General features: G+C 61.4%; 17 protein-coding genes. 9 read left to right on the plus strand and 8 right to left on the minus strand.

Annotated elements, in window-relative coordinates; genetic code table 11:
- Nucleotides 1–166 precede the first annotated feature (166 nt).
- Nucleotides 167–1,825 (plus strand): ATP-dependent endonuclease, encoded by a 1,659-nt coding sequence (locus AAIE04_RS04215; protein ID WP_019454564.1) that lies wholly within the window; start codon nucleotides 167–169, stop codon nucleotides 1,823–1,825.
- 13 nt (nucleotides 1,826–1,838) lie between these two features.
- Here AAIE04_RS04215 and AAIE04_RS04220 read toward each other — a convergent pair whose 3' ends face one another.
- Nucleotides 1,839–2,792 (minus strand): VirK/YbjX family protein, encoded by a 954-nt coding sequence (locus AAIE04_RS04220; RefSeq protein WP_498576557.1) that lies wholly within the window; start codon nucleotides 2,790–2,792, stop codon nucleotides 1,839–1,841.
- A gap of 194 nt (nucleotides 2,793–2,986) precedes the next feature.
- Between AAIE04_RS04220 and macA the strand changes: the two genes are divergently transcribed.
- Together macA and macB are read left to right on the plus strand one after the other, a co-directional pair.
- The gene (gene macA, locus AAIE04_RS04225; protein ID WP_019454562.1) at nucleotides 2,987–4,102 is read left to right on the plus strand and encodes a macrolide transporter subunit MacA; all 1,116 of its coding nucleotides are present in this window, start codon (nucleotides 2,987–2,989) and stop codon (nucleotides 4,100–4,102) included.
- Nucleotides 4,102–6,048: a macrolide ABC transporter ATP-binding protein/permease MacB gene (gene macB, locus AAIE04_RS04230; protein ID WP_063919118.1), complete on the plus strand. Its 1,947-nt coding sequence runs from the start codon at nucleotides 4,102–4,104 to the stop codon at nucleotides 6,046–6,048. The genes macA and macB overlap by 1 nt, the downstream gene beginning before the upstream one ends.
- Before the next feature lie 87 nt (nucleotides 6,049–6,135).
- Here macB and cspD read toward each other — a convergent pair whose 3' ends face one another.
- The gene (gene cspD, locus AAIE04_RS04235) at nucleotides 6,136–6,357 is read right to left on the minus strand and encodes a cold shock-like protein CspD (protein WP_004928349.1); all 222 of its coding nucleotides are present in this window, start codon (nucleotides 6,355–6,357) and stop codon (nucleotides 6,136–6,138) included.
- 355 nt (nucleotides 6,358–6,712) lie between these two features.
- On the opposite strand from cspD, the gene clpS reads away from it, so the two are divergent.
- Together clpS and clpA are read left to right on the plus strand one after the other, a co-directional pair.
- Nucleotides 6,713–7,033, plus strand: a complete 321-nt coding sequence (gene clpS, locus AAIE04_RS04240) for an ATP-dependent Clp protease adapter ClpS (protein ID WP_004928347.1) — start codon at nucleotides 6,713–6,715, stop codon at nucleotides 7,031–7,033.
- A 27-nt stretch (nucleotides 7,034–7,060) separates the two neighbouring features.
- The gene (clpA, locus tag AAIE04_RS04245; protein ID WP_004928343.1) at nucleotides 7,061–9,340 is read left to right on the plus strand and encodes an ATP-dependent Clp protease ATP-binding subunit ClpA; all 2,280 of its coding nucleotides are present in this window, start codon (nucleotides 7,061–7,063) and stop codon (nucleotides 9,338–9,340) included.
- A gap of 205 nt (nucleotides 9,341–9,545) precedes the next feature.
- On the opposite strand, the gene infA is transcribed toward clpA, so the two are convergent.
- The 6 genes from infA to AAIE04_RS04275 form a co-directional block, all read right to left on the minus strand.
- Nucleotides 9,546–9,764: a translation initiation factor IF-1 gene (infA, locus tag AAIE04_RS04250; RefSeq protein WP_002211347.1), complete on the minus strand. Its 219-nt coding sequence runs from the start codon at nucleotides 9,762–9,764 to the stop codon at nucleotides 9,546–9,548.
- A 105-nt stretch (nucleotides 9,765–9,869) separates the two neighbouring features.
- On the minus strand, nucleotides 9,870–10,595 hold the full coding sequence (gene aat / locus AAIE04_RS04255) for a leucyl/phenylalanyl-tRNA--protein transferase (RefSeq protein ID WP_019454560.1): 726 nt from the start codon (nucleotides 10,593–10,595) through the stop codon (nucleotides 9,870–9,872).
- A 29-nt stretch (nucleotides 10,596–10,624) separates the two neighbouring features.
- Nucleotides 10,625–12,364, minus strand: a complete 1,740-nt coding sequence (cydC, locus tag AAIE04_RS04260) for a heme ABC transporter ATP-binding protein/permease CydC (RefSeq protein WP_498576558.1) — start codon at nucleotides 12,362–12,364, stop codon at nucleotides 10,625–10,627.
- Nucleotides 12,365–12,366: 2 nt separating this feature from the next.
- On the minus strand, nucleotides 12,367–14,133 hold the full coding sequence (cydD, locus tag AAIE04_RS04265; RefSeq protein WP_498576559.1) for a heme ABC transporter permease/ATP-binding protein CydD: 1,767 nt from the start codon (nucleotides 14,131–14,133) through the stop codon (nucleotides 12,367–12,369).
- A 240-nt stretch (nucleotides 14,134–14,373) separates the two neighbouring features.
- A complete protein-coding gene (gene trxB / locus AAIE04_RS04270; RefSeq protein WP_019454557.1) occupies nucleotides 14,374–15,345 on the minus strand; it encodes a thioredoxin-disulfide reductase in 972 nt (323 codons plus the stop codon).
- Between the two features lie 158 nt (nucleotides 15,346–15,503).
- On the minus strand, nucleotides 15,504–15,776 hold the full coding sequence (locus AAIE04_RS04275; protein WP_154746863.1) for a hypothetical protein: 273 nt from the start codon (nucleotides 15,774–15,776) through the stop codon (nucleotides 15,504–15,506).
- A gap of 223 nt (nucleotides 15,777–15,999) precedes the next feature.
- On the opposite strand from AAIE04_RS04275, the gene lrp reads away from it, so the two are divergent.
- From lrp to AAIE04_RS04295, 4 genes are all read left to right on the plus strand, one after another.
- Nucleotides 16,000–16,494 carry a leucine-responsive transcriptional regulator Lrp gene (gene lrp / locus AAIE04_RS04280; RefSeq protein ID WP_004928318.1) on the plus strand — a complete coding sequence of 165 codons (495 nt, stop codon included), beginning with the start codon at nucleotides 16,000–16,002 and terminating at the stop codon, nucleotides 16,492–16,494.
- A gap of 120 nt (nucleotides 16,495–16,614) precedes the next feature.
- On the plus strand, nucleotides 16,615–20,259 hold the full coding sequence (locus AAIE04_RS04285; RefSeq protein ID WP_498576560.1) for a DNA translocase FtsK 4TM domain-containing protein: 3,645 nt from the start codon (nucleotides 16,615–16,617) through the stop codon (nucleotides 20,257–20,259).
- 195 nt (nucleotides 20,260–20,454) lie between these two features.
- Nucleotides 20,455–21,066 (plus strand): outer membrane lipoprotein periplasmic chaperone LolA, encoded by a 612-nt coding sequence (lolA, locus tag AAIE04_RS04290; protein WP_019454555.1) that lies wholly within the window; start codon nucleotides 20,455–20,457, stop codon nucleotides 21,064–21,066.
- Nucleotides 21,067–21,133: 67 nt separating this feature from the next.
- Complete coding sequence (locus AAIE04_RS04295) at nucleotides 21,134–22,420, plus strand: replication-associated recombination protein A (RefSeq protein ID WP_050439750.1); 1,287 nt, start codon at nucleotides 21,134–21,136, stop codon at nucleotides 22,418–22,420.
- Nucleotides 22,421–22,444 lie beyond the last annotated feature (24 nt).

Genomic DNA, 22,444 nt, shown 5'->3' on the forward strand with positions numbered 1-22,444 from the left:
TATTGAAGCGCGCCGAATGGCGGCGAGGAGCACACGCTAACCAAAAGCCCGGCCGGAGTAAAGCGGCAGATTTGACGTTGGCCGCTTGACCTGCAAGGGGTTTTTTGACCATGCTCTGTGAAAGTCACCTCATTGAAGAGCTGGCGACACGCACGGGAGGCGGCGGATGTTCTTGGAGCGTATCGAAATTGTAGGTTTTCGTGGCATTAATCGGCTGTCGCTGATGCTGGACGACAACACGCTGTTGCTTGGCGAAAACGCCTGGGGTAAATCCAGCCTGCTGGATGCGCTGACGCTGTTGCTGGCGCCGGAGCAGAAACTGTATCGTTTTGAAGCGCACGACTTCCATTTCCCGCCGGGTGAAGAGGCGGCCAAAGAGCGCCATCTGCAGGTGGTGTTCACCTTTTGCGAGAAAGACATCGGCCATGCGCACCTGCCGCGCTATCGCCATCTGACGCCGCTGTGGGTCAAGGGCGAAGATGGCCTGAGCCGTATTCATTACCGCTGCGAGGGCGAGCTGGCCGACGACGGCACGGTGTGTACCTGGCGCGGTTTTCTCGATGCCGACGGCAACGCCTTTCAACTGCACCATATTGAACAGCTGGCCCACGCCATCATCCGCATCCACCCGGTATTGCGCCTGCGTGACGCGCGTTTTATTCGCCGCTTGCGCCCCAGCAGCCTCGGCGATGAACGCAAACCTGATACGCAGGCGCTGGCGCAGCAGCTGGATCAGCTGACGCGCGAGCTGGTGCGCAATCCGCAGAAGCTGACCAACAGCGAGCTGCGCCAGGGGCTGGCGGCCATGCAGCAGCTGCTGGAGCACTATTTCGCCGAGCAGAGTTCGCAGGTGGCGCGGCCGCGTCGTCGCGGCGGCGAACCGGAGCAGGACGCCTGGCGCGCGCTGGACGGCATCAACCGTATGGTGGCCGAACCGAACAGCCGCAGCATGCGTCTGATCCTGCTGGGGATGTTTTCTACCCTGCTGCAGGCCAAGGGCGACGTCAAGCTGGATCCTCATGCCCGGCCGCTGCTGCTGGTGGAGGACCCGGAAACTCGCCTGCATCCGATTATGCTGTCGGTGGCCTGGGGGCTGCTCAATCAGCTGCCGTTGCAGCGCATCACCACCACCAACTCCAGCGAACTGGTGTCGCTGGTGCCGGTGGAACACGTATGCCGGCTGGTGCGCGAGTCGGGGCGGGTCGCGACCTATCGTCTCGGGCCGCGCGGGCTCAGCGCCGAAGACGGGCGGCGCATCGCGTTTCACATCCGTTTCAATCGGCCGTCGTCGCTGTTCGCCCGCTGCTGGCTGCTGGTGGAGGGCGAGACCGAAGTGTGGCTGCTGAACGAGCTGGCGCGCCAGTGCGGCTACCATTTCGAGGCGGAAGGGGTGAGGGTCATCGAATTCGCCCAGTGCGGCCTGAAGCCGCTGCTGCGCTTCGCCCGCCGCATGGGCATCGAATGGCATGCGCTGGTGGACGGCGACGAGGCGGGTAAAAAGTACGCCAACACCGTGCGCAGCCTACTGGACAATCATGAAGACAACGAGCGCGATCGGCTGACCGCGCTGCCGGCGCCGGACATGGAGCACTTTATGTTCCGCGAAGGGTTCGGCCCGGTCTATCACCGGATGGCGTCGGTGCCGCTCAACGCGCAGATGCCGGTGCGCAAGGTGATCCTGAAAGCGGTCCACCACTCCTCGAAGCCGGATCTGGCGATCGAGGTTGCGATGCAGGCCGGCGAATGGGGCACCGATTCGGTGCCGCCGCTGCTGAAGAAAATGTTCTCACGGGTGATCTGGCTGGCGCGCGGCCGGGCGGACTAACGGCCGCCGGGCGTTATCGGGCGCAGAAATGCGCCGCCAATCCCTGTTCCAGCTCGTCCAGCAACTGATAGCGGCGGCGATATTCGGCGCGTTTTTTGCTGGCAATCTCTTCGACCGGCTTGCGGGCAATGCGCTCGGGCAGCAGGAAATAGCCGCTATCGAGCGGTTTGGCACCCATCGATAGCCAAAACTGATCGTAATCGGCGTGCAGTTTGTCTTTCTTTTTACTTTGGTAACGCCAGTTTTGATAGATATGGGTGGCGTTGCCGACCGCCACGATCTGGCGGATGCCGAGGTGCCGCGCCAGCGTGCAGATGCCTTCCAGCACCAGCCGTTTGGGGAACAGGCCATGACACTCTTTGGTGGTGTGCTGGATCTCGGCGTGAGGCACGTCATGGTTCGCGCCCTGCAGGCCGCCGATGAACAGCGTCGGCTGCTGCTGATAATGCATCAGCGCGAAGGTGATCTCCGCCAGCATCACGCCGTTGGCGTTGCGCAGCAGCAGCGTGGCTTCCCCTTCCTTATTCAGCTTGTCGATCGCCGCCAGCTCCAGCGTGATCGGCACTTCGTTCTTGCCCATCGCGCTGGCCAGCACGAAAGGCTGTGGGCTGAGGTGGCCGAGACGTATCTTCAGCGGCATGCGCTGTACGATGAGATCGTAGTGATCGCGCAGGGCGAACAGACATTCGATCTTGCTCATGTTGGCCGCCAGGTACGGGCGATGCAGTTTGCACGGCAGGTTCGGCTGCGCGCTCAGGATCTCTTCCAGCAGCGGGTTGCTGGCCAGAGTGCTGAGCAGGCCGCTGGTGGTGCGCCAGTTGAGCAGCGAACGGCCGAGAAACTTCAGGCGAAACGAGGTTTTTTTCCAGGCATTGCTCGGCGCCTTCTCGCCATTGATCAGCGCCGTCATCAGTTGCCAGCCGTTAAGCGGCTGGGCGGAGGCGAGTGGGTAGCTGAGCTGTGACATGATGAAATCCTTGGCTGTGTTGAATGGCGCTATTTCATCAAGGCTTCACTAAACGGGAGTTCAATGCCGAACTGTAACCAAGCGTGTCTCCACATTGTGTTGAGCTAAGGTTTAGTTATTCCCTGCGGTGCATGCTAATTTAGCTCCGCCGCCGCAGTGGGCGGTCGATATTCACAAGCACAGGCAGGTCAATTTTGACAGGGTTTAAAGGACATAAACGCCGCTGGATACTTGCTCTGGCGGCGATCGCGGCGATTGCCGCGGCGGCCGTTTGGCACTTCCGCCATCCGGCGCCAATCGATTTCAAAACGGTGAAAGCCACTCAGCGCGATCTACAGCAGAACGTGTTGGCGACCGGTCAACTGGACGCGGTGCGCAAGGTTGATGTCGGCGCGCAGGTTAGCGGCCAGTTGGAAAAGCTGTATGTCGAGATCGGCGACAAGGTGAAGAAAGGCCAGTTGCTGGGGGTCATCGATCCGCAACAGGCGCAGAACAGCATTCGCGAAGGGGAAGCGACGCTGCGCGAACTGCATGCCCAACTGCTGCAGGCGCAGGCCGAGCAGCAGCTGGCGGCGGTCACGCTGCAACGCAACCAGGCGCTGGCCAAGCTGCAGGCGGTATCGCGCCAGGATCTGGATCAGGCGGCGACGCAGCTGGCGGTGAAGAAAGCGCAGGTGGGCACCATCAATGCGCAGATCGCCCGCAATCAGGCCAGCCTGGATACCGCCAAGATCAACCTCGCCTACACCCGCATCGAAGCGCCGATGGATGGCGACGTGGTGCAGATCACCACGCTGCAGGGCCAGACGGTGATCGCGGCGCAGCAGGCGCCGAATATTCTGACGCTGGCGGATCTCGGCACCATGCTGGTGAAAGCGCAGGTATCGGAGGCCGACGTCATTAACCTCAAGCCGGGCCAGCAGGCCTGGTTCACGGTGCTTGGCGATCCGACCCGGCGCTTCGACGGCGTGCTGAAAGACATTCAGCCGACGCCGGAAAAGGTCAACAACGCCATCTTCTATTATGCGCGTTTCGAAGTGCCCAACCCTGAGAGGCTGCTGCGCTTGCAAATGACGGCGCAGGTGCATATTCAACTGGCCGGCGTCAAACAGGCGTTGGTGATCCCGCTGGCTGCGCTGGGCGATCAGATCGCCGACAATCGCTACCACGTCTCGGTGCTGAAACAGGGCAAGGAAGAGAAGCGCGAAGTGGCCATCGGCCTGCGCAACAATATCGACGTGCAGATCCTCAGCGGGCTCGAGGCGGGTGATGAGGTGATCGTCAGCCGTGGCGGCGTGGAGGCCGGCTGATGGCGGCGCTGTTGCAGCTGAACGGCATTCGCCGTAGCTACCGTTCCGGCGAGCAGACGGTGGAGGTGCTGAAGGGGATCAGCCTGAGCATCGACGCCGGTGAAATGGTGGCGATCATGGGGGCCTCCGGCTCCGGAAAATCGACGCTGATGAACATTCTCGGCTGTCTGGACAAGCCGAGCGCCGGCGTGTATCGGGTAGCCGGGCAGGATGTGGCGACGCTGAGCGACGATGCGCTGGCGCAGCTGCGGCGCGAGCATTTCGGCTTTATCTTTCAGCGCTATCATCTGCTGCCGCACCTGAGCGCGGCGCACAACGTCGAAGTGCCGGCGGTGTACGCCGGGCTGGGCAAAGCGGCGCGGCGCGAAAGGGCGGTAGCGCTGTTGCGGCGTCTGGGGCTGGGGGAGCGCGTCAACTATCGGCCGAGCCAGCTTTCCGGCGGCCAGCAGCAGCGCGTCAGCATCGCCCGCGCGCTGATGAACGGCGGGCAGGTGATCCTGGCGGATGAGCCGACCGGCGCGCTCGACAGCCATTCCGGCGAAGAGGTGATGGCGATCCTCAAGCAGCTGTGCGCCCAGGGCCACACGGTGATCCTGGTGACTCACGATCCGGCGGTGGCGCGCCAGGCTGAACGGATCATCGAAATCCGCGACGGCGAGATCATTGCCGATTCGCGGCCGGCACCGCAGGAGAATGCGCAGGCCAAGCCGCTGGCGCTGGCCGCCGCTGCGCCTTCCTGGCGGCAGATGGGCGGCCGCTTCCGCGAAGCGCTGGTCATGGCCTGGCGCGCGATGGCGGCCAACAAGATGCGCACCGCGCTGACCATGCTCGGCATCATTATCGGTATCGCCTCGGTGGTCTCGATCCTGGTCATCGGCGACGCCGCCAAGCAGATGGTGCTGGCGGACATCAAATCGATCGGCACCAACACCGTCGACATATACCCCGGCAAGGATTTCGGCGACGACGATCCGACCTACCGGCAATCGTTGAAATACGGCGATCTCGATGCGCTGCGCGAGCAGCCTTACATCAGCGCGCTGTCGCCGAGCATCAGCAGCAGCATGCGGCTGCGGCTGGGCAACGTCGACGCGGCGGCCAACGTCAACGGCGTCAGCGAGCAGTTCTTCCGCGTGTACGGCATGAGTTTTACCCAGGGCGTCGGCATCGATCCGATGCAGGTGCAATCGCAGGCGCAGACGGTGGTGATCGACGCCAATACCCAACGGCGGCTGTTCCCGCACCAGAAGAACGTGGTGGGTGAGGTGATCCTGGTCGGCAACATGCCGGCGACGGTGGTCGGCGTGGCGAAGGAGAAGCAGTCGATGTTCGGCAGCAGCAAAACGCTGAACGTATGGGTGCCTTACAGCACCATGGCCAACCGGCTGATGGGCAACAGCTATTTCGATTCGATCACCGTGCGCATCCGCGACGGTTACGACAGCAAGGAAGCGGAGCAACAGCTGTCGCGTCTGTTGACGCTGCGCCACGGAAAGAAGGATTTCTTTACCTATAACATGGACAGCCTGGTGCAAACCGCAGAGAAAACCACCCGCACGCTGCAGCTGTTCCTGACGCTGGTGGCGGTGATTTCGCTGGTGGTCGGTGGCATCGGCGTGATGAACATCATGCTGGTGTCGGTGACCGAGCGCACGCGCGAGATCGGCATCCGCATGGCGGTGGGCGCCCGTTCCGGCGACGTGCTGCAGCAGTTCCTGATCGAGGCGGTCTTGGTCTGCCTGGTGGGGGGCGCGTTGGGGATTACGCTGTCGTTCGCCATCGGTCTGGCGGTGCAGTTGGTGCTGCCGGGTTGGCAGATCAGCTTCCCGCCGGCGGCGTTGCTGAGCGCCTTCCTCTGCTCCACCGGCATCGGCGTGGTGTTCGGTTATCTGCCGGCGCGCAACGCCGCGCGGCTGAATCCTATCGATGCGCTGGCGCGCGAATAAGTAAAGGGCATAAAAAATGCCAGTCACACGGCGGCTGGCATTTTTATCGCAGTCACGGTCAGTGCAGCGCGACGCTGCAGGAAGCGTTTAGGACAGCGCCTCGCTTTCCACCGGCACAATAAGACTGGCATGGTTGCCTTTGGGCCCTTGATGCACGTCGAAGCTGACCTGCTGGCCCGCCTTCAACGTTCTGTAACCATCCATCTTGATTGTGGAATAATGCGCGAAAATATCTTCGCCACCGCCGGCTGGGCAGATGAAGCCAAAACCTTTGGCGTTGTTAAACCATTTAACAGTACCCGTCTCCATGCTTTTACATCCCTCGCAACGCTATTTTAAGTGAGATGAATAACTGATTTCGCACTCGCCATGGGCGAGTAGCAGCGTGGACAAGGGGTGGTTAAAAGACCACCAGCCACGAATTTACACTCTAGAGCAAATGATCGGGGCGTCAAGCGATCGGCTTTTGTCGGCGGGGAGCAGTTCACCAAAGTTTGAAGCAGGTAACGCTATTGCCACGATTCAGTCACAATTGGCCCGTTTTTTTGCGCACGTTACAGTGCGGCGGGACGATGCCGAAGATGATAAAATAGTAACTATCCCCACTTTGAATAACCGAAACCTGTCCCCATATCAGAGGACAGAGCAGAGAAGATGAGCAGCGATGGGCAATAACAACGATTGGCTAAATTTTGAACATTTGGCCGAAGAAAAACAAATCGATGCGGTAAAACCGCCGTCTATGTATAAAGTTATACTTAACAACGACGATTACACACCGATGGAATTTGTGATTGACGTTCTGCAAAAGTTCTTTTCTTATGATATTGAACGCGCAACGCAACTGATGCTCACGGTCCACTATCAAGGCAAGGCGATCTGTGGTGTTTTTACCGCCGAGGTGGCGGAAACCAAAGTCGTCCATGTGAACCGGTACGCAAGGGAGAACGAGCATCCGTTGCTTTGTACGCTGGAAAAAGCCTGAATAAGGCAATCTATTGGGGAGGTGCTTATGCTCAATCAAGAACTGGAACTCAGTCTCAACATGGCTTTCGCCAGGGCGCGTGAGCACAGACACGAGTTTATGACCGTGGAGCACCTGTTGCTGGCGTTGCTGAGCAACCCTGCCGCGCGAGAAGCGCTTGAGGCATGTACGGTGGATCTGGCCGCGTTGCGCCAGGAGCTGGAAGCCTTCATCGAACAAACCACACCGACGCTGCCCGCCGGCGAAGAGGAGCGCGACACTCAGCCGACGCTCAGCTTCCAGCGCGTGCTGCAGCGCGCGGTCTTCCATGTGCAATCTTCCGGCCGCAGCGAAGTCTCCGGCGCCAACGTGTTGGTGGCCATCTTCAGCGAGCAGGAGTCGCAGGCGGCTTATCTGCTGCGCAAGCACGACGTCAGCCGTCTCGACGTGGTGAACTTCATTTCACATGGCACGCGTAAAGACGAGCCGGGCCAAGCGCCGAATGCGGAAAACCCGGTGAACGAAGAGCAGTCCGGAGGGGAAGACCGTATGGAAAACTTCACCACCAACCTCAATCAGTTGGCCCGTGTGGGCGGCATCGATCCGTTGATCGGCCGCGATCGTGAGCTGGAGCGCGCGATTCAGGTGCTGTGCCGCCGTCGTAAAAACAACCCGCTGCTGGTCGGCGAATCCGGCGTCGGCAAGACCGCCATCGCCGAAGGCTTGGCCTGGCGCATCGTGCAGGGCGACGTGCCGGAAGTGATGGCGGACTGCACGCTGTATTCGCTGGATATCGGTTCACTGCTGGCCGGCACCAAATATCGCGGCGACTTCGAGAAGCGCTTCAAGGCGCTGCTCAAGCAGCTGGAGCAGGATCAGAACAGCATCCTGTTCATCGATGAAATTCACACCATCATCGGCGCCGGTGCGGCTTCCGGTGGGCAGGTGGATGCCGCCAACCTGATCAAACCGCTGCTGTCGAGCGGCAAGATCCGGGTGATCGGCTCGACGACCTACCAGGAGTTCAGCAACATCTTCGAAAAGGATCGCGCTCTGGCGCGCCGCTTCCAGAAGATCGACATCACCGAGCCGACGGCGGAAGAGACCGTTCAGATCATCAACGGCCTGAAGGCCAAGTATGAAGCGCACCATGACGTGCGTTATACCGCCAAGGCGATCCGCGCCGCGGTGGAGCTGTCGGTGAAATACATCAACGATCGTCATCTGCCGGACAAGGCGATCGACGTGATCGACGAAGCGGGCGCCCGCAGCCGGTTGATGCCGGCCAGCAAGCGCAAGAAAACCGTCAACGTGGCCGATATCGAATCCGTGGTGGCGCGCATCGCCCGCATCCCGGAGAAAACCGTGTCGGCCAGCGATCGCGACGTGCTGAGAAACCTGGGCGATCGCTTGAAGATGCTGGTATTCGGCCAGGATCAGGCGATCGAAGCGCTGACCGAAGCGATCAAGATGAGCCGCGCCGGTCTGGGCCACGAGCGCAAGCCGGTCGGTTCCTTCCTGTTCGCCGGGCCGACCGGGGTCGGGAAAACCGAGGTCACCGTGCAGCTGGCCAAGGCGATGGATATCGAGCTGCTGCGTTTCGACATGTCCGAGTACATGGAGCGGCATACCGTCAGCCGTCTGATCGGCGCGCCTCCGGGCTACGTCGGTTACGATCAGGGCGGGCTGCTGACCGATGCGGTGATCAAGCATCCGCATGCGGTGGTGCTGCTCGATGAGATCGAGAAGGCGCACCCGGACGTGTTCAACCTGCTGCTGCAGGTGATGGACAACGGTACGCTGACCGATAACAACGGCCGCAAGGCGGACTTCCGCAACGTGATCCTGGTGATGACCACCAACGCCGGGGTGCGGGAAACCGAACGCAAGTCGATCGGTCTGGTGCAGCAGGACAACAGCACCGACGCGATGGAAGAGATCAAGAAGGTGTTTACGCCAGAGTTCCGCAACCGTCTGGACAACATCATCTGGTTCAACCATCTGTCTACCGAGGTGATCCAGCAGGTGGTCGACAAGTTTATCGTCGAACTGCAGGCGCAGCTGGATGCGAAGGGCGTCTCGCTGGAAGTGAGCGACGAAGCGCGCGATTGGCTGTCGGTGAAGGGTTACGACCGTGCGATGGGCGCTCGTCCGATGGCGCGCGTCATGCAGGAAAACCTGAAGAAACCGTTGGCCAACGAGTTGTTGTTCGGTTCGCTGGTGGACGGCGGTTCCGTGAAGGTCGAGCTGGACAAGGACAAAAAACAGCTGACTTACCACTTCCTCAGTGCCGCCAAACGCAAGGCGGACGAGGGTGCGGTGCACTAAGGCCGCCTTCAGGCAAAGAAAAAGCGATGCTTCGGCATCGCTTTTTTTATGGGTGAGATTCACCGTACAACAGAAACGAGTGAGCCCTCTCAGTTTACCTGCGCACCTGCAACCCGTTGTTTAACGTCGCTGCGGGGGTAAACGGAAAGGGCTCCCGAGGGATTACATCCTCGATGCCGCCAGCGTGTGGCGCGCGGTGAGCCGATTAACGGCTACGGAAGACAATGCGGCCTTTGCTCAGGTCGTACGGGGTCAGCTCTACAGTGACTTTGTCGCCCGTCAGGATGCGGATATAGTTTTTACGCATTTTACCGGAGATGTGTGCGGTTACCACGTGCCCGTTTTCCAATTCAACGCGGAACATGGTGTTCGGCAGCGTATCAAGAACGGTGCCCTGCATTTCAATATTGTCTTCTTTGGCCATCGAATCCTCTAGGTTTAACTACCTTAGTTTTTAACCGGCAAGATAATGCCGAAAAACCCCCATTATGTAAAGATGTGTCGGTGAACATTGCACCGTTTCCACCAATTAGTTTGCTGGGGAGGGCGGTTCAACCGGCTGTGGGGATATGACTTGCGCCTCCCAGCACGCCGGCGCCAGGGGCCGCCGTTGAAGGGTGCTGAGCTGCTGCAAAAATTGACGGCGCGGAATTTCACGCGCGCCAAGGCGGGCAGTGTGAGCGTTCAGCACCTGGCAGTCAATCAATTCCCCGCCATAAGCGGCAAAATGGCGGCAAAAGGCCATTAATGCGCATTTGGAGGCGTTGGTGACGCGGCTGAACATCGATTCGCCACAGAACAACGCGCCCTGCGCCACGCCGTACATGCCGCCAACCAATTGATCATCCTGCCATACCTCCACCGAGTGGGCGTAGCCGAGACGGTGCAGGTGCAGATAGGCGCGCTGCACCTCCGGGCCGATCCAGGTGCCTTCGTCCGGGCGATGGGCGCAGGCGGCGATCACTGCGGCGAAGTCGTGATTGAGCGTGATGCGAAACGGATCGTGGCGCAGAAAGCGTTTCAGGCTGCGGTTGAGATGAAACTCGGCCGGGAACAGCACCGCGCGCGGATCGGGCGACCACCACAATATCGCTTCCCCCGGCGAGTACCAGGGGAAGATGCCGCGCTCGTAGGCCGCCAGCAGCCGCGGCGCCGTGAGGTCGCCGCCGATCGCCAGCAGGCCGTTAGGATCGCGTAGGGCGCCCTCAGGCGAGGGAAACGCCAGCGACTGCGGGGAGAGCTTAACGATGCGCATACAGGGCCTCTGCGTCCTCTACGGGCCGATTACGGCGCCAGGTTGCTGATACGGTTGCGAAAGCGGGCATAGCGGCCCTGCTGGCTCATCAGGGTGGCGTGATCGCCCTGTTCGACAATCTGGCCGTCGTCCATTACGCAAATGCGAGCGAGATGCTCCAGACCATACAGGCGGTGCGTCACCAGAATCAGCGTCTTGCCCTGACAATGCTGGCGCAGCAGCGCCAGAATCTGCTGCTCGGTCTCGGCGTCCAACCCTTCGGTGGGTTCGTCAAGCAGCAGCAGCGGGGCTGGGTGCAGCAGCGCGCGGGCGATGCCCAAACGGCGCTGTTCACCGCCGGACAACTGGCGGCCGCCTTCGCCCAGCCAGGCGTTCAGCCCGCCGTCACTGTCCAGCAGTTTGCCCAGCCCCACCTGCTGCAACACCTCGCTCAGGCGAGCGTCGTCGGCATCCGGTGCGGCCAGCCGCAGGTTTTCCCGCAGCGTATCGCTGAAGATGTGCACCCGCTGGCTGACGACCGTGGTCATCCGGCGCAGCGTGGTTTCATCATAATCCTCCAGCGGTTCGCCGTTGAGCAGAATTTTTCCGCCGTCGGTGCGCCATGCACGGGTCAGCAGCTGCAGCAGGGTGGACTTGCCGCAGCCGGTGCGGCCGAGTAAGGCGATGTGTTCGCCGGCTGCGACTTCGAGCGTAACGTCGCGCAGCACCGGCTGCGGCTGATCGGGGTAGGTGAAGCTCAACTGCTGCAGGCTGAGCTGCGCCCGATCGGCGGCGGCCGGACCGGCGGCCGGGAAGGTCACTTCCGGCTGGCGATCGATAATCTGTTTGACCCGCGTGGCGGAGGCGATCACCTGGCCGAGGTGCTGGAAGGCGCCGGCGACCGGCATCAGCGCTTCAAACGACGCCAGCGCGGCGAAGACAAACAGCGCGATCAGCGCGCCGGGCTCGGCATCGCCGCCGATGCCGGCGGCGGTCAGCCACAGCAGCAGCGTCACCGTCAGCCCGCTGGCGAGGATCATCAGCGCCTGCGCCTTGCCGCTCAGCGAGGCCTGCTGCCACTGGCGGCGTTGCCACAGCTGCTCGGTGGCGTTCAGCGTCTGGCGGAAGTCGTTGACGGCGCCGAACACCACCAGCTCCGCCTGCCCCTGTAGCCAGGCAGTCAGATCGGTGCGGTATTGGCCGCGCAGGGCGGTGAGTTGGCCACCGATCGGTTTGCCGGCGCGATAGAATACCGGCGGCACCAGCAGCAACAGCAGCAACAGAATGCCGCCCAGCGTCAGGGCGAGCGCGGGATCCAGCCAGCTCAGGCCGTAGGTGACCACCAGGATCACCGCCGCCGCACCTACCAGCGGTGAAATCACCCGCAGATAAAGGTGATCCAGCGTGTCCACGTCCGCCACCAGGCGGTTGAGCAGGTCGGCCTGGCGGAAGCGGGCGATGCCGCCCGGCGTAAGCGGCAGGATCTTGCTGAAGGTGAATACCCGCAGATGCGACAGCACGCGGAAGGTGGCGTCGTGGCTGACCACGCGCTCGGCGTAGCGCCCGGCGGTGCGGAAGATCGCCGCGCCGCGCACGCCGGCGGCCGGCAGCATGTAGTTGAAGGTCAGCAGACCCGCCAATCCGGCCAGCGAAGAAGCGGCCAGGAACCAGCCGGAGAGCGCCAGCAGGCCGATGCTGGCCAGCAGGGTGACGATCGCTAAAAGGATGCCCAGGCTAATCAGCAGGCTATGGCGGCGATACAACGCCAAAAACGGCAGCAAAACGCGCATGATTAAAGCTCCCCGCGGCGATGGGCGATCAGACTGGCGAACAGGCCCGGTTGGGCGCTGAGGGTGGCGTAATCGCCCTGTTGCGCGATACGCCCATTATCCATCACCCAAATCTGGTCGTAGTCTTCGGTATCTTCCAGCTGATGCGTCACCAGCAGGGTGGTTTGCTGATGCGAAGCGGCGTTCAGCGCCTGCATTACCCGCTGTTCGCTATGGGCATCGAGGCTGGCGGCCGGCTCATCCAGCAGCAGCAGGCGGCGCGGGCCGATCAGCGCCCGGGCGACCGCCACGCGCTGCGCCTGGCCGACCGACAGGCGGGCGGCGTTGTCGCCCACTTCGGTGTCGAGCCCCTGCGGCAGATAGGGCAGCAGTTCGCTGACGTAGGCGTGTTCCACCGCCTGCTGCAGCTGCGCTTCGTCGGCCTGTGGGCAGCCCAACAGGATATTGGCGCGCAGGGTTTGCGCCGGCAAATGCGGGTTTTGCCCGACCCAGCTGAGCTGTTGACGCCAGTTTTCTGCGGACAGCTCGCGCAGCTCGACGCCGTTGACGGTCAACGACCCACTGTAGGGCAGGAAGCCGAGCAGCAGGTTGAGCAGCGAGCTTTTACCGGCGCCGCTCAGCCCGACCAATGCTACGCGCTGTCGCGGCTGCAGAGTGAAATTGAGCGGCCCGGCCAGCAGCACGCCGTTCGGCGACAGGATTTCCAACTCGTTCGCCTGCAGCGTCAGCGGCTGATCGGCGGGCAGCTGCCGCGTGCCGTTGCCCATCTGCTCGCCTTCGGCGCTGAGGAAGGTTTCCAGCGCTTCCGCCGCGCCGACCGCCTGCGCCTTGGCATGGTAAAAGGCGCCGAGATCGCGCAGCGGCTGGAAGAACTCCGGCGCCAGAATCAGCACCAGAAAACCGGAAAATAGCGTTACGCCGAGGCCGTAGCTGCCGAAGTTGAGTTCGCCGAGGTAGGAAAAACCGAAATACACCGCCACTACGGCGATGGAAATCGAGGCGAAGAACTCCAGCACGCCGGAAGAGAGGAAGGCCATGCGCAGCACTTCCATGGTGCGGCTGCGGAAGTCTTCGGAGGATTTGGCGATCTGCGCGGTTTCGGCCTGTGCGCGATCGAACAGCCGCAGGGTGTCCAGGCCGCGCAGGCGGTCGAGGAAGTTGCCGCTCAATCGCGCCAGCGCCACGAAGTTGCGGCGGTTGGCGTCGGCGGCCCCCATGCCGACCAGCGCCATGAACAGCGGAATGAGCGGCGCGGTCGCCAGCAGAATGATGCCTGCGGCCCAGTTGATCGGGAAGACGGCGATCAGGATAAGCAATGGGATGAACACCGCCAGATACATTTGCGGCAGATAGCGCGAGTAATAGTCCTGCATATCCTCGATCTGCTCGACGATGATGCTGGCCCAGCTGCCTGCCGGTTTGCCCTGGATCCACGCGGGGCCGAGCTGCTGGAGTTTATCCAGCACCTGCTGACGCATGCGCTGACGGATCACCTGACCACACAGGAAACCGACCCGCTCCCGCAGCCAGCTCAACAGCGCCCGCAGCGCAAACGCGACGATCAGCCAGATAAACGAAGGGATCAGCTGTTCGCGCGGAGTGTGCTCGATGATCAGGGCGTGCAGCAGGCTGGCCAGCAGCCAGGCCTGCGCCACGATCAGCAGGCCGCTGAATAGCCCCAACAGCATGGAAAGGCGCAGCCAACGCTGCGCTAACGAACTCTGGGTTTTAAGCCAACGGGTTAACTGTTGCTGTCTGGTTTTTTTCATCAGATATGCGTCTGCGTCGCCGGCGCCCGTTTGTTACGAGCTGGGTTAACGTACTGTTAAATAATAGTGTTTGGCGCAATCGGCGACAAACAAGCGAGGGCTCATGTTACCTCGTCACCCGGCAGACTGAAAAGAATAAAGCGGGCGAAAGTGGCTATAACAGATGGGAGAGGGCGATTGCAGAACGCAGAAACAAAAAAAGCGGCTCGAGAGCCGCTTTTTGCTGATGACGAGAACGTCTTAGCAGACTTCGGCGCCGGCGATGCCGTCCAGGTAACGCTCTGCATCCAGCGCCGCCATGCAGCCGGTGCCGGCTGAGGTGATCGCCTGGCGATAGATGTGATCCATCACGTCGCCTGCAGCGAAGACGCCGGGGATAGTGGTTTGGGTCGCATTGCCGTGAATGCCGGACTGCACCTTGATGTAACCGTTTTCCAGCTCCAGCTGGCCACCGAAGATGCCGGTGTTCGGGCTGTGGCCGATGGCGATGAACACGCCGGCCAGCTCCAGTTCACGGGTTTCGTTTTCCGCTTTGGTGCTGCGGATGCGCACGCCGGTCACGCCCATTTCATCGCCCAGCACTTCGTCCAGCGTGTGGTCGGTGTGCAGCACGATGTTGCCGCTTTTCACTTTTTCCATCAGCCGGTCGATCAGGATTTTCTCCGAGCGGAAGCTGTCACGGCGGTGGATCAGATGAACCTCGGCGGCGATGTTGGACAGGTACAACGCTTCTTCAACGGCGGTGTTGCCGCCGCCGACCACCGCGACTTTCTGGTTGCGGTAGAAGAAACCGTCGCAGGTCGCACAGGCGGAAACGCCTTTGCCCTTGAACGCGTCTTCGGAAGGCAGACCAAGATAGCGGGCGGAAGCGCCGGTCGCGATGATCAGCGCGTCGCAGCTGTATTCGCCGCTGTCGCCGAACAGGCGGAACGGACGCTGCTGCAGATCGACGCTGTTGATGTGGTCGAAGACGATTTCCGTCTGGAACTTCTCTGCGTGCTCGCGCATGCGTTCCATCAACGCCGGACCGGTCAGGCCTTCGGCATCGCCCGGCCAGTTTTCCACTTCGGTGGTGGTGGTCAGCTGGCCGCCCTGTTCCAGACCGGTAATCAGCACCGGGTTCAGGTTGGCGCGCGCCGCGTAGACGGCGGCGGTGTAACCGGCCGGGCCGGAGCCCAGAATCAGTAATTTGCTATGTTTAGCCGTGCCCATGAATAACCTCTTTATTCCACAATGGCGGACAATGAAGCCGATTGTAGGGAAAATGACGCAGTAAAAAAAGCGCCGGGCGACGTTGTTAACGATTTGTATGATAGTTGTCGCCTATTAATGCGTCCATTGTCGGCAAATCGTACGCCGAACGCAGAAATTTAACTTATCAAAGCCGCCGTCCGCCAGCGAATCACCCACCGCGCAAAAACGGCGCATTCTGCGAGTTCAGCCGCTTCCGCCCGGGGTTTATCTGCCAGCGATTCATAACCAAAAATGGGATGCAGACTTTTCATGACGGTACGTTGTTCTGATTTTGCTTCTTTTACTTTGACAATCCGCTGCGCATTTGCGAAAACATCATAGGAAGAAGAAATTATCCCCGTAACACCAGCAAATCGTACGTATTTACGCCGTAAGGCGGCAATACGCACCAGGTGTGCGGAGCAGGGCGCGCAAGCGTTTGCTGATTTTTTCTCGACCGAAACGTCGTTACCGGCGCTGCGCGGGGTTGGACAGACAGGCTGCGCGGCGTGGAATGATGGTAGTGAAGAAGCATATGACAGGCATCGGGTCTTCGCTTGGAACGAACCCTTACACATTGACGTTGGCTAGGGTGTGGCAAGTGCACGGAAGAAAATAAGAGAGACAATAATAATGGCAGACAACAAGAAACGCCCGGGTAAAGATCTTGACCGTATCGACCGCAACATCCTGAATGAGCTGCAGAAGGATGGGCGTATTTCGAACGTCGAGCTTTCGAAGCGCGTGGGGTTATCCCCGACACCATGTTTAGAACGCGTGCGCCGTCTCGAGCGCCAGGGTTTCATTCATGGCTATACCGCATTGCTCAACCCGCATTATCTGGATGCGTCCCTGCTGGTTTTCGTGGAGATCACGCTGAACCGCGGCGCGCCGGATGTGTTTGAGCAATTCAACTCGGCAGTGCAGAAGCTTGAAGAGATTCAGGAGTGTCATCTGGTTTCCGGCGATTTCGACTACCTGTTGAAAACCCGCGTACCGGACATGTCGGCTTACCGCAAACTGCTGGGCGAAACCTTGCTGCGTTTGCCGGGGGTTAACGACACCCGTACCTACGTAGTGATGGAAGAAGTGAAACAGAGTAACCGTCTGGTTATCAAAACACGGTAAGGTGCAGGTGCAAAACCTGATTAAATTGGTTACACTCCTGTTTATTCATACAGTTTCGGCGCCGGGGAAGCTTCTCGGCGCTGTTGCTATGTCAGCTAACAGGAACCTGGAGAGCCTTTCTTGAGCCAGGAATATACAGAAGATAAAGAAGTTACCCTGAAAAGACTCAGCAGTGGCCGGCGTTTGCTGGAAGCTGTGTTGATCGTGGTAGCGATTTTTGCCGTTTACCTCATGGCCGCGTTGGTCAGCTTCAATCCGTCTGACCCAAGCTGGTCGCAGACCGCGTGGCATGAGCCGATTCACAACCTGGGCGGCGGTGTTGGGGCCTGGTTGGCCGACACGCTGTTCTTCACCTTCGGGGTGCTCGCCTACGCGATACCGCCGATCATGCTGGTTCTGTGCTGGGCGGCCTACCGCCAACGCGGCAACCGAGACTACGTCGACTATTTCGCGCTCTCACTGCGCCTTATCGGCACTCTGGCGCTGGTGCTCACCTCCTGTGGGCTGGCGGCGCTGAACGTTGACGATCTTTATTACTTCGCTTCCGGCGGCGTGATCGGCAGCCTGCTGAGCAACGCCATGTTGCCGTGGTTCAACGGCATCGGCGCCACGCTGGCGCTGCTGTGCGTGTGGGCGGCAGGCCTGACGTTGTTTACCGGCTGGTCCTGGCTGGTGATCGCCGAGAAGATCGGCGGTGCGGTGCTGGGCGTCGCGACGGTGATGACCAATCGCTCACGCCGCGAAGAACGCTATTTCGAGGATGACGAGCGTTACGTTGACGACGAGCCTGAGCAGGCAGGGAAGGGCGCCGCCGCAGCGGTTGCCGCGACCGCCGCCGGAGCCGCGGCCGCCGATGACGACGTGCTGTTCTCCGCGCCTTCGGTCACCGAAAGCGCCAAAGCGGCAGCGGAAGACGCTGCCGATCCGTTGCTCAGCGGCCTGCGCGCCGACGATGACGAAGTCGACGCTGAAGCGGCGCCAATCGCGCCGGCGGCTCCGCCTGCACCGGCGGCAACGGCGGCGGTCCACGAGCCCGTTGCTGCACCGGTTGGCGTTCAGGCGCCGTCGGTGACGGTGGCACCGGCCGCCCCGGCCTCGGTCAACCAGCACCCGGTAAGCGCCCCGCCACAAGACGCTACGCCGCCGCTATATTCCTTCGAGATCCCGGAAGAAACGCCGGCGCCGAAGGCGACGCGTCCGGTCGATCCTTATCAGGATGACGATGAGCCGCGCCTTGGCAACTGGCAAGAGCCGGCTGCGCCGCAACCGCAGGCGCATTCTCCCTTTGATTTTAGCGCTGCGCAGCGCGACAGCGTCGACCTCGGCGGTTCGGGCGGTTTCAGCGCCACCGGCGCCAGGCCGCAGCTGGACACGGCGGCGGCCACTGCCGCGGCGGGTGCAGCAGCAGCCACCTTCATGCCTGCTTTCACGGCGACCAGCGACGGCAATCCGCAGGTTAAACAGGGTATCGGCCCTGAGTTGCCGCGGCCGAATCCGGTGCGTATCCCGACCCGTCGTGAGCTGGCTTCTTACGGCATCAAGCTGCCTTCGCAGCGTGCGGCCGAACAGGAGCTGCGCCAGGCCGAGGCGGAGCCTCAACAGCCGGCGGCGGTGAACCCGCAGGAAGAAGAGGCGCTGCAAGAAGCCGCGCTGCGTCAGGCGTTTGCCGAACAGCAAAGCCAGCGCTACGGCGAAAGCTACGCGCCGGAGCAAGATGATGAGAGTGCATTGCAGGAAGCCGAGCTGAGCAAGGCGTTTGCCGAACAGCAGAGCCAACGTTACGGCGAAGAGTATCAACAGGACGACGAAGAGGCGCGGCAAGAAGCGGTGCTGCGTCAGGCGTTCGCCGAGCAGCAGCAGGCGCGCTACGGCCAGCAGGAGTCTGCCCCGCAGGCACCGGCCGCCAGTGCGGTCGATACCCGCAATGCTTTCAGCTTCTCGCCGATGGCGGATTTGGTGGACGATGGCCCTAGCGAGCCGATGTTCACGCTGTCGCCGCAGCTTGAAGAGCGCATTGAACTGCAGAGCGAGCAAGAGGACGATGTGCCGTTCGGCCAGTTTGAGCCTGCGGAGCCGGCTGCCCAGCCTCAGCAACCGTACCAGCAGCAGTACCAACAGCCGCAGCAGCAGCCGTATCAACCGTCGCCGCAGCAGCAATATCAGCAGCCGCAGCAGGCACCGCAACAGTCTCAGCAACCGCAGGCCGAGCAGCATCCGGCGATGGACAGCTTGATTCACCCGTTCCTGATGCGCAACGATCAGCCGCTGCAGAAGCCGACCACGCCGCTGCCGACGCTGGATCTGCTGACCGAAGCGCCGAAAGAGGTGGAGCCGGTCGATTCCTTCGCGCTGGAACAGAAGGCACGCCTGGTAGAGGCCAGCCTGGCTGATTACCGCGTGAAAGCCGACGTGGTAGACATCCTGCCGGGGCCGGTGATCACCCGCTTCGAGTTGGATCTGGCGCCGGGGGTTAAAGCGGCGCGCATTTCCAACCTGTCGCGCGATCTGGCGCGCTCGCTGTCGACTTCGGCGGTGCGCGTGGTGGAAGTGATCCCTGGTAAGCCTTACGTCGGTCTGGAGCTGCCGAACACCAAACGTCAGACGGTGTATCTGCGCGAAGTGCTGGATTGCCCGGCCTTCCGCGACAACCCGTCGCCGCTGTCCATCGTGTTGGGTAAGGACATCTCCGGCGAACCGGTGGTGGCGGATCTGGGTAAGATGCCGCATTTGCTGGTTGCCGGTACCACCGGTTCCGGTAAATCGGTCGGGGTCAACGCCATGATCCTGAGCATTTTGTATAAGGCCACGCCGAAAGAAGTGCGCTTTATCATGATCGACCCGAAAATGCTGGAGCTGTCGGTTTACGAAGGCATCCCGCATCTGTTGACCGACGTGGTCACCGACATGAAAGACGCGGCCAACGCGCTGCGCTGGTGCGTGGGCGAAATGGAACGCCGCTACAAGCTGATGTCAGCTCTGGGTGTACGTAACCTGGCCGGTTACAACGAGCGTGTCGATCAGGCCGAAGCGATGGGGCGTCCGATCCCGGATCCGTTCTGGAAGCCGACCGACAGCATGGACATCACCCCGCCGGTGCTGGAGAAAGAGCCGTACATCGTGGTGATGGTCGACGAATTCGCCGACCTGATCATGACGGTGGGCAAGAAGGTTGAAGAGCTGATTGCTCGCCTGGCGCAAAAAGCACGTGCGGCGGGCATCCACCTGGTGCTGGCGACCCAGCGTCCGTCGGTGGATGTGATCACTGGCCTGATCAAGGCCAACATTCCGACGCGTATCGCCTTTACCGTGTCGAGCAAGATCGACTCCCGCACCATCCTCGATCAGGGCGGCGCCGAGTCCTTGCTGGGGATGGGCGACATGCTCTATCTGGCGCCGAACTCCTCGATTCCGGTGCGTGTACATGGTGCATTCGTGCGCGATCAGGAAGTGCACGCGGTGGTCAAGGATTGGAAAGCGCGCGAGCGGCCCCAATATAAAGAGGGCATTCTCAGCGGCGGCGAAGACGGCGAGGGCGGAGCCGGCGGTGGGATGGACGGTGACGAAGAGCTGGATCCGCTGTTTGACCAGGCGGTGGATTTCGTGGTGGATAAACGCCGCGCCTCCATCTCTGGCGTACAGCGCCAGTTCCGCATCGGCTATAACCGCGCCGCGCGCATCATCGAACAGATGGAAGCGCAAGGCATCGTCAGTGAGCAGGGGCACAACGGCAACCGCGAGGTGCTGGCGCCGCCGCGGCATGACTGATGCTTTAGCCATTGCAATTCAATAAGAAAGGGCCGCTTAAGCGGCCCTTGTGCAAAGAAGCGTAAACCCGTTTCTTCTCGGAACATTGGCCTACCGACCGGCCGCCGGCTTCGGGTAAAGTAACGGGGTAAAGGGTTGATTTGACCCGCACGGCGTCGCCCTGCGGTTAACGCATTTCATAAGGTATCTGGAATAATGAAAAAACTGTTAGTTGCCTGCTGTCTGCTTTCGGGATTCGCTTCTACCTCCGTGCTGGCCGACGCCGCACAGGATCTGCAAAGTCGCCTGGCGAAGGTGAACAGTTTCCACGCCAGCTTCTCGCAAACCGTAACCAGCGCCGACGGTGCCGCGGTGCAGCAGGGGGAAGGCGAGCTGTGGGTGAAGCGGCCGAACCTGTTCAACTGGCACATGACGTCACCTGATGAGAGCGTGCTGGTCTCCGATGGCCAGACCCTGTGGTTCTACAACCCGTTCGTTGAGCAGGTGACGGCGACCTGGCTGAAAAACGCCACCGGCAATACGCCGTTCATGCTGATCACCCGCAATAATGCCAGCGACTGGAAACAGTACAACGTGAAGCAAAAGGGCGATGACTTCGAACTGACGCCGAAATCCGCCAGCGGCAATCTGAAGCAGTTCGCCATCAGCGTGACCAACAGCGGTACCATCCGTAGCTTCGCCGCGGTGGAGCAGGACGGCCAGCGCAGTTCCTACACGCTGAAAAGCCAGCAGAACGTCGCCGCCGATCCGGCCAAATTCAAATTTACCCCACCGAAGGGGGTGACGCTGGACGACCAGCGCCAGTGAGGTGCAAGTGAGTAATAATCTGTCGCTCGACTTTTCCCAGAACGAGTTCCAGCCGTTGGCCGCGCGCATGCGGCCGACCACGCTGGCGCAATACATCGGCCAGCAGCATCTGCTGGCCGCCGGCAAACCGCTGCCGCGCGCCATTGAGGCCGGGCAGCTGCACTCGATGATTTTATGGGGGCCGCCGGGCACCGGGAAGACGACGCTGGCAGAGCTGATCGGCCGCTACGGTCAGGCGGATGTCGAACGAATTTCTGCCGTGACCTCCGGCATCAAGGAGATCCGCGAGGCGATCGAACGGGCGCGGCAAAACCGCGACGCCGGCCGCCGTACCATCCTGTTCGTCGACGAGGTGCACCGCTTCAACAAAAGCCAGCAGGACGCTTTCCTGCCGCACATTGAAGACGGCACCATCACCTTTATCGGTGCCACCACCGAGAATCCGTCGTTCGAGCTGAACTCGGCGCTGCTGTCCCGCGCCCGAGTCTATCTGTTGAAGGCGCTGACCGCCGAAGATATCGGCCAGGTGCTGGATCAGGCCATGAATGACAAGACGCGCGGCTTTGGCGGCCAGAATGTCGAGCTGCCGGCGGAAACGCGTCGCCTGCTGTCGGAGTTGGTGGGCGGCGATGCGCGCCGGGCGCTGAACAGCCTGGAAATGATGGCGGACATGGCGGAGTTAGACGCCAAGGGCGTGCGGGTGCTGACGCCGGAACTGCTGAAAGAGGTGTCGGGCGAGCGCAGCGCGCGCTTCGACAATAAGGGCGACCGTTATTACGATCTGATTTCCGCGCTGCATAAATCGGTGCGCGGTTCGGCGCCGGACGCCGCGCTGTATTGGTATGCGCGCATCATTACCGCCGGCGGCGACCCGCTTTACGTGGCGCGCCGTCTGTTGGCGATCGCCTCTGAAGACGTGGGCAACGCCGATCCGCGCGGCATGCAGGTGGCGATCGCCGCCTGGGATTGTTTTACCCGCGTGGGGCCGGCGGAGGGCGAGCGCGCCATCGCGCAGGCGATCGTCTATCTGGCCTGCGCACCGAAGAGCAACGCGGTTTACACCGCGTTCAAAGCCGCCATGCGCGATGCCAAAGAGCAGGCCGATTATGACGTGCCGGAACACCTGCGCAACGCGCCGACCAAGCTGATGAAGGAGATGGGGCTGGGGGCGGAATACCGTTACGCCCACGACGAACCCAACGCCTACGCCGCCGGCGAGAACTATTTCCCGCCTGAAATGGCCAAGACGCGCTACTATCAACCGACCTCGCGCGGGCTGGAAGGGAAAATCGGCGAAAAGTTGGCATGGCTGGCTGAGCAGGATCAAAATAGCCCGACAAAACGCTACCGCTAGCCTGGCCGTTGCGGTAAGGTTAGC

The organism is Serratia sp. Ae19-1 (assembly GCF_059801225.1).

What these genes read in the sequence shown, in the direction of transcription:
- AAIE04_RS04215 (WP_019454564.1), top strand. Translation starts at nt 167, where the DNA reads ATGTTCTTGGAGCGTATCGAAATTGTAGGTTTTCGTGGCATTAATCGG.
- AAIE04_RS04220 (WP_498576557.1), bottom strand. Translation starts at nt 2,792, where the DNA reads ATGTCACAGCTCAGCTACCCACTCGCCTCCGCCCAGCCGCTTAACGGC.
- macB (WP_063919118.1), top strand. Translation starts at nt 4,102, where the DNA reads ATGGCGGCGCTGTTGCAGCTGAACGGCATTCGCCGTAGCTACCGTTCC.
- cspD (WP_004928349.1), bottom strand. Translation starts at nt 6,357, where the DNA reads ATGGAGACGGGTACTGTTAAATGGTTTAACAACGCCAAAGGTTTTGGC.
- clpS (WP_004928347.1), top strand. Translation starts at nt 6,713, where the DNA reads ATGGGCAATAACAACGATTGGCTAAATTTTGAACATTTGGCCGAAGAA.
- clpA (WP_004928343.1), top strand. Translation starts at nt 7,061, where the DNA reads ATGCTCAATCAAGAACTGGAACTCAGTCTCAACATGGCTTTCGCCAGG.
- infA (WP_002211347.1), bottom strand. Translation starts at nt 9,764, where the DNA reads ATGGCCAAAGAAGACAATATTGAAATGCAGGGCACCGTTCTTGATACG.
- aat (WP_019454560.1), bottom strand. Translation starts at nt 10,595, where the DNA reads ATGCGCATCGTTAAGCTCTCCCCGCAGTCGCTGGCGTTTCCCTCGCCT.
- cydC (WP_498576558.1), bottom strand. Translation starts at nt 12,364, where the DNA reads ATGCGCGTTTTGCTGCCGTTTTTGGCGTTGTATCGCCGCCATAGCCTG.
- cydD (WP_498576559.1), bottom strand. Translation starts at nt 14,133, where the DNA reads ATGAAAAAAACCAGACAGCAACAGTTAACCCGTTGGCTTAAAACCCAG.
- trxB (WP_019454557.1), bottom strand. Translation starts at nt 15,345, where the DNA reads ATGGGCACGGCTAAACATAGCAAATTACTGATTCTGGGCTCCGGCCCG.
- lrp (WP_004928318.1), top strand. Translation starts at nt 16,000, where the DNA reads ATGGCAGACAACAAGAAACGCCCGGGTAAAGATCTTGACCGTATCGAC.
- lolA (WP_019454555.1), top strand. Translation starts at nt 20,455, where the DNA reads ATGAAAAAACTGTTAGTTGCCTGCTGTCTGCTTTCGGGATTCGCTTCT.
- AAIE04_RS04295 (WP_050439750.1), top strand. Translation starts at nt 21,134, where the DNA reads ATGCGGCCGACCACGCTGGCGCAATACATCGGCCAGCAGCATCTGCTG.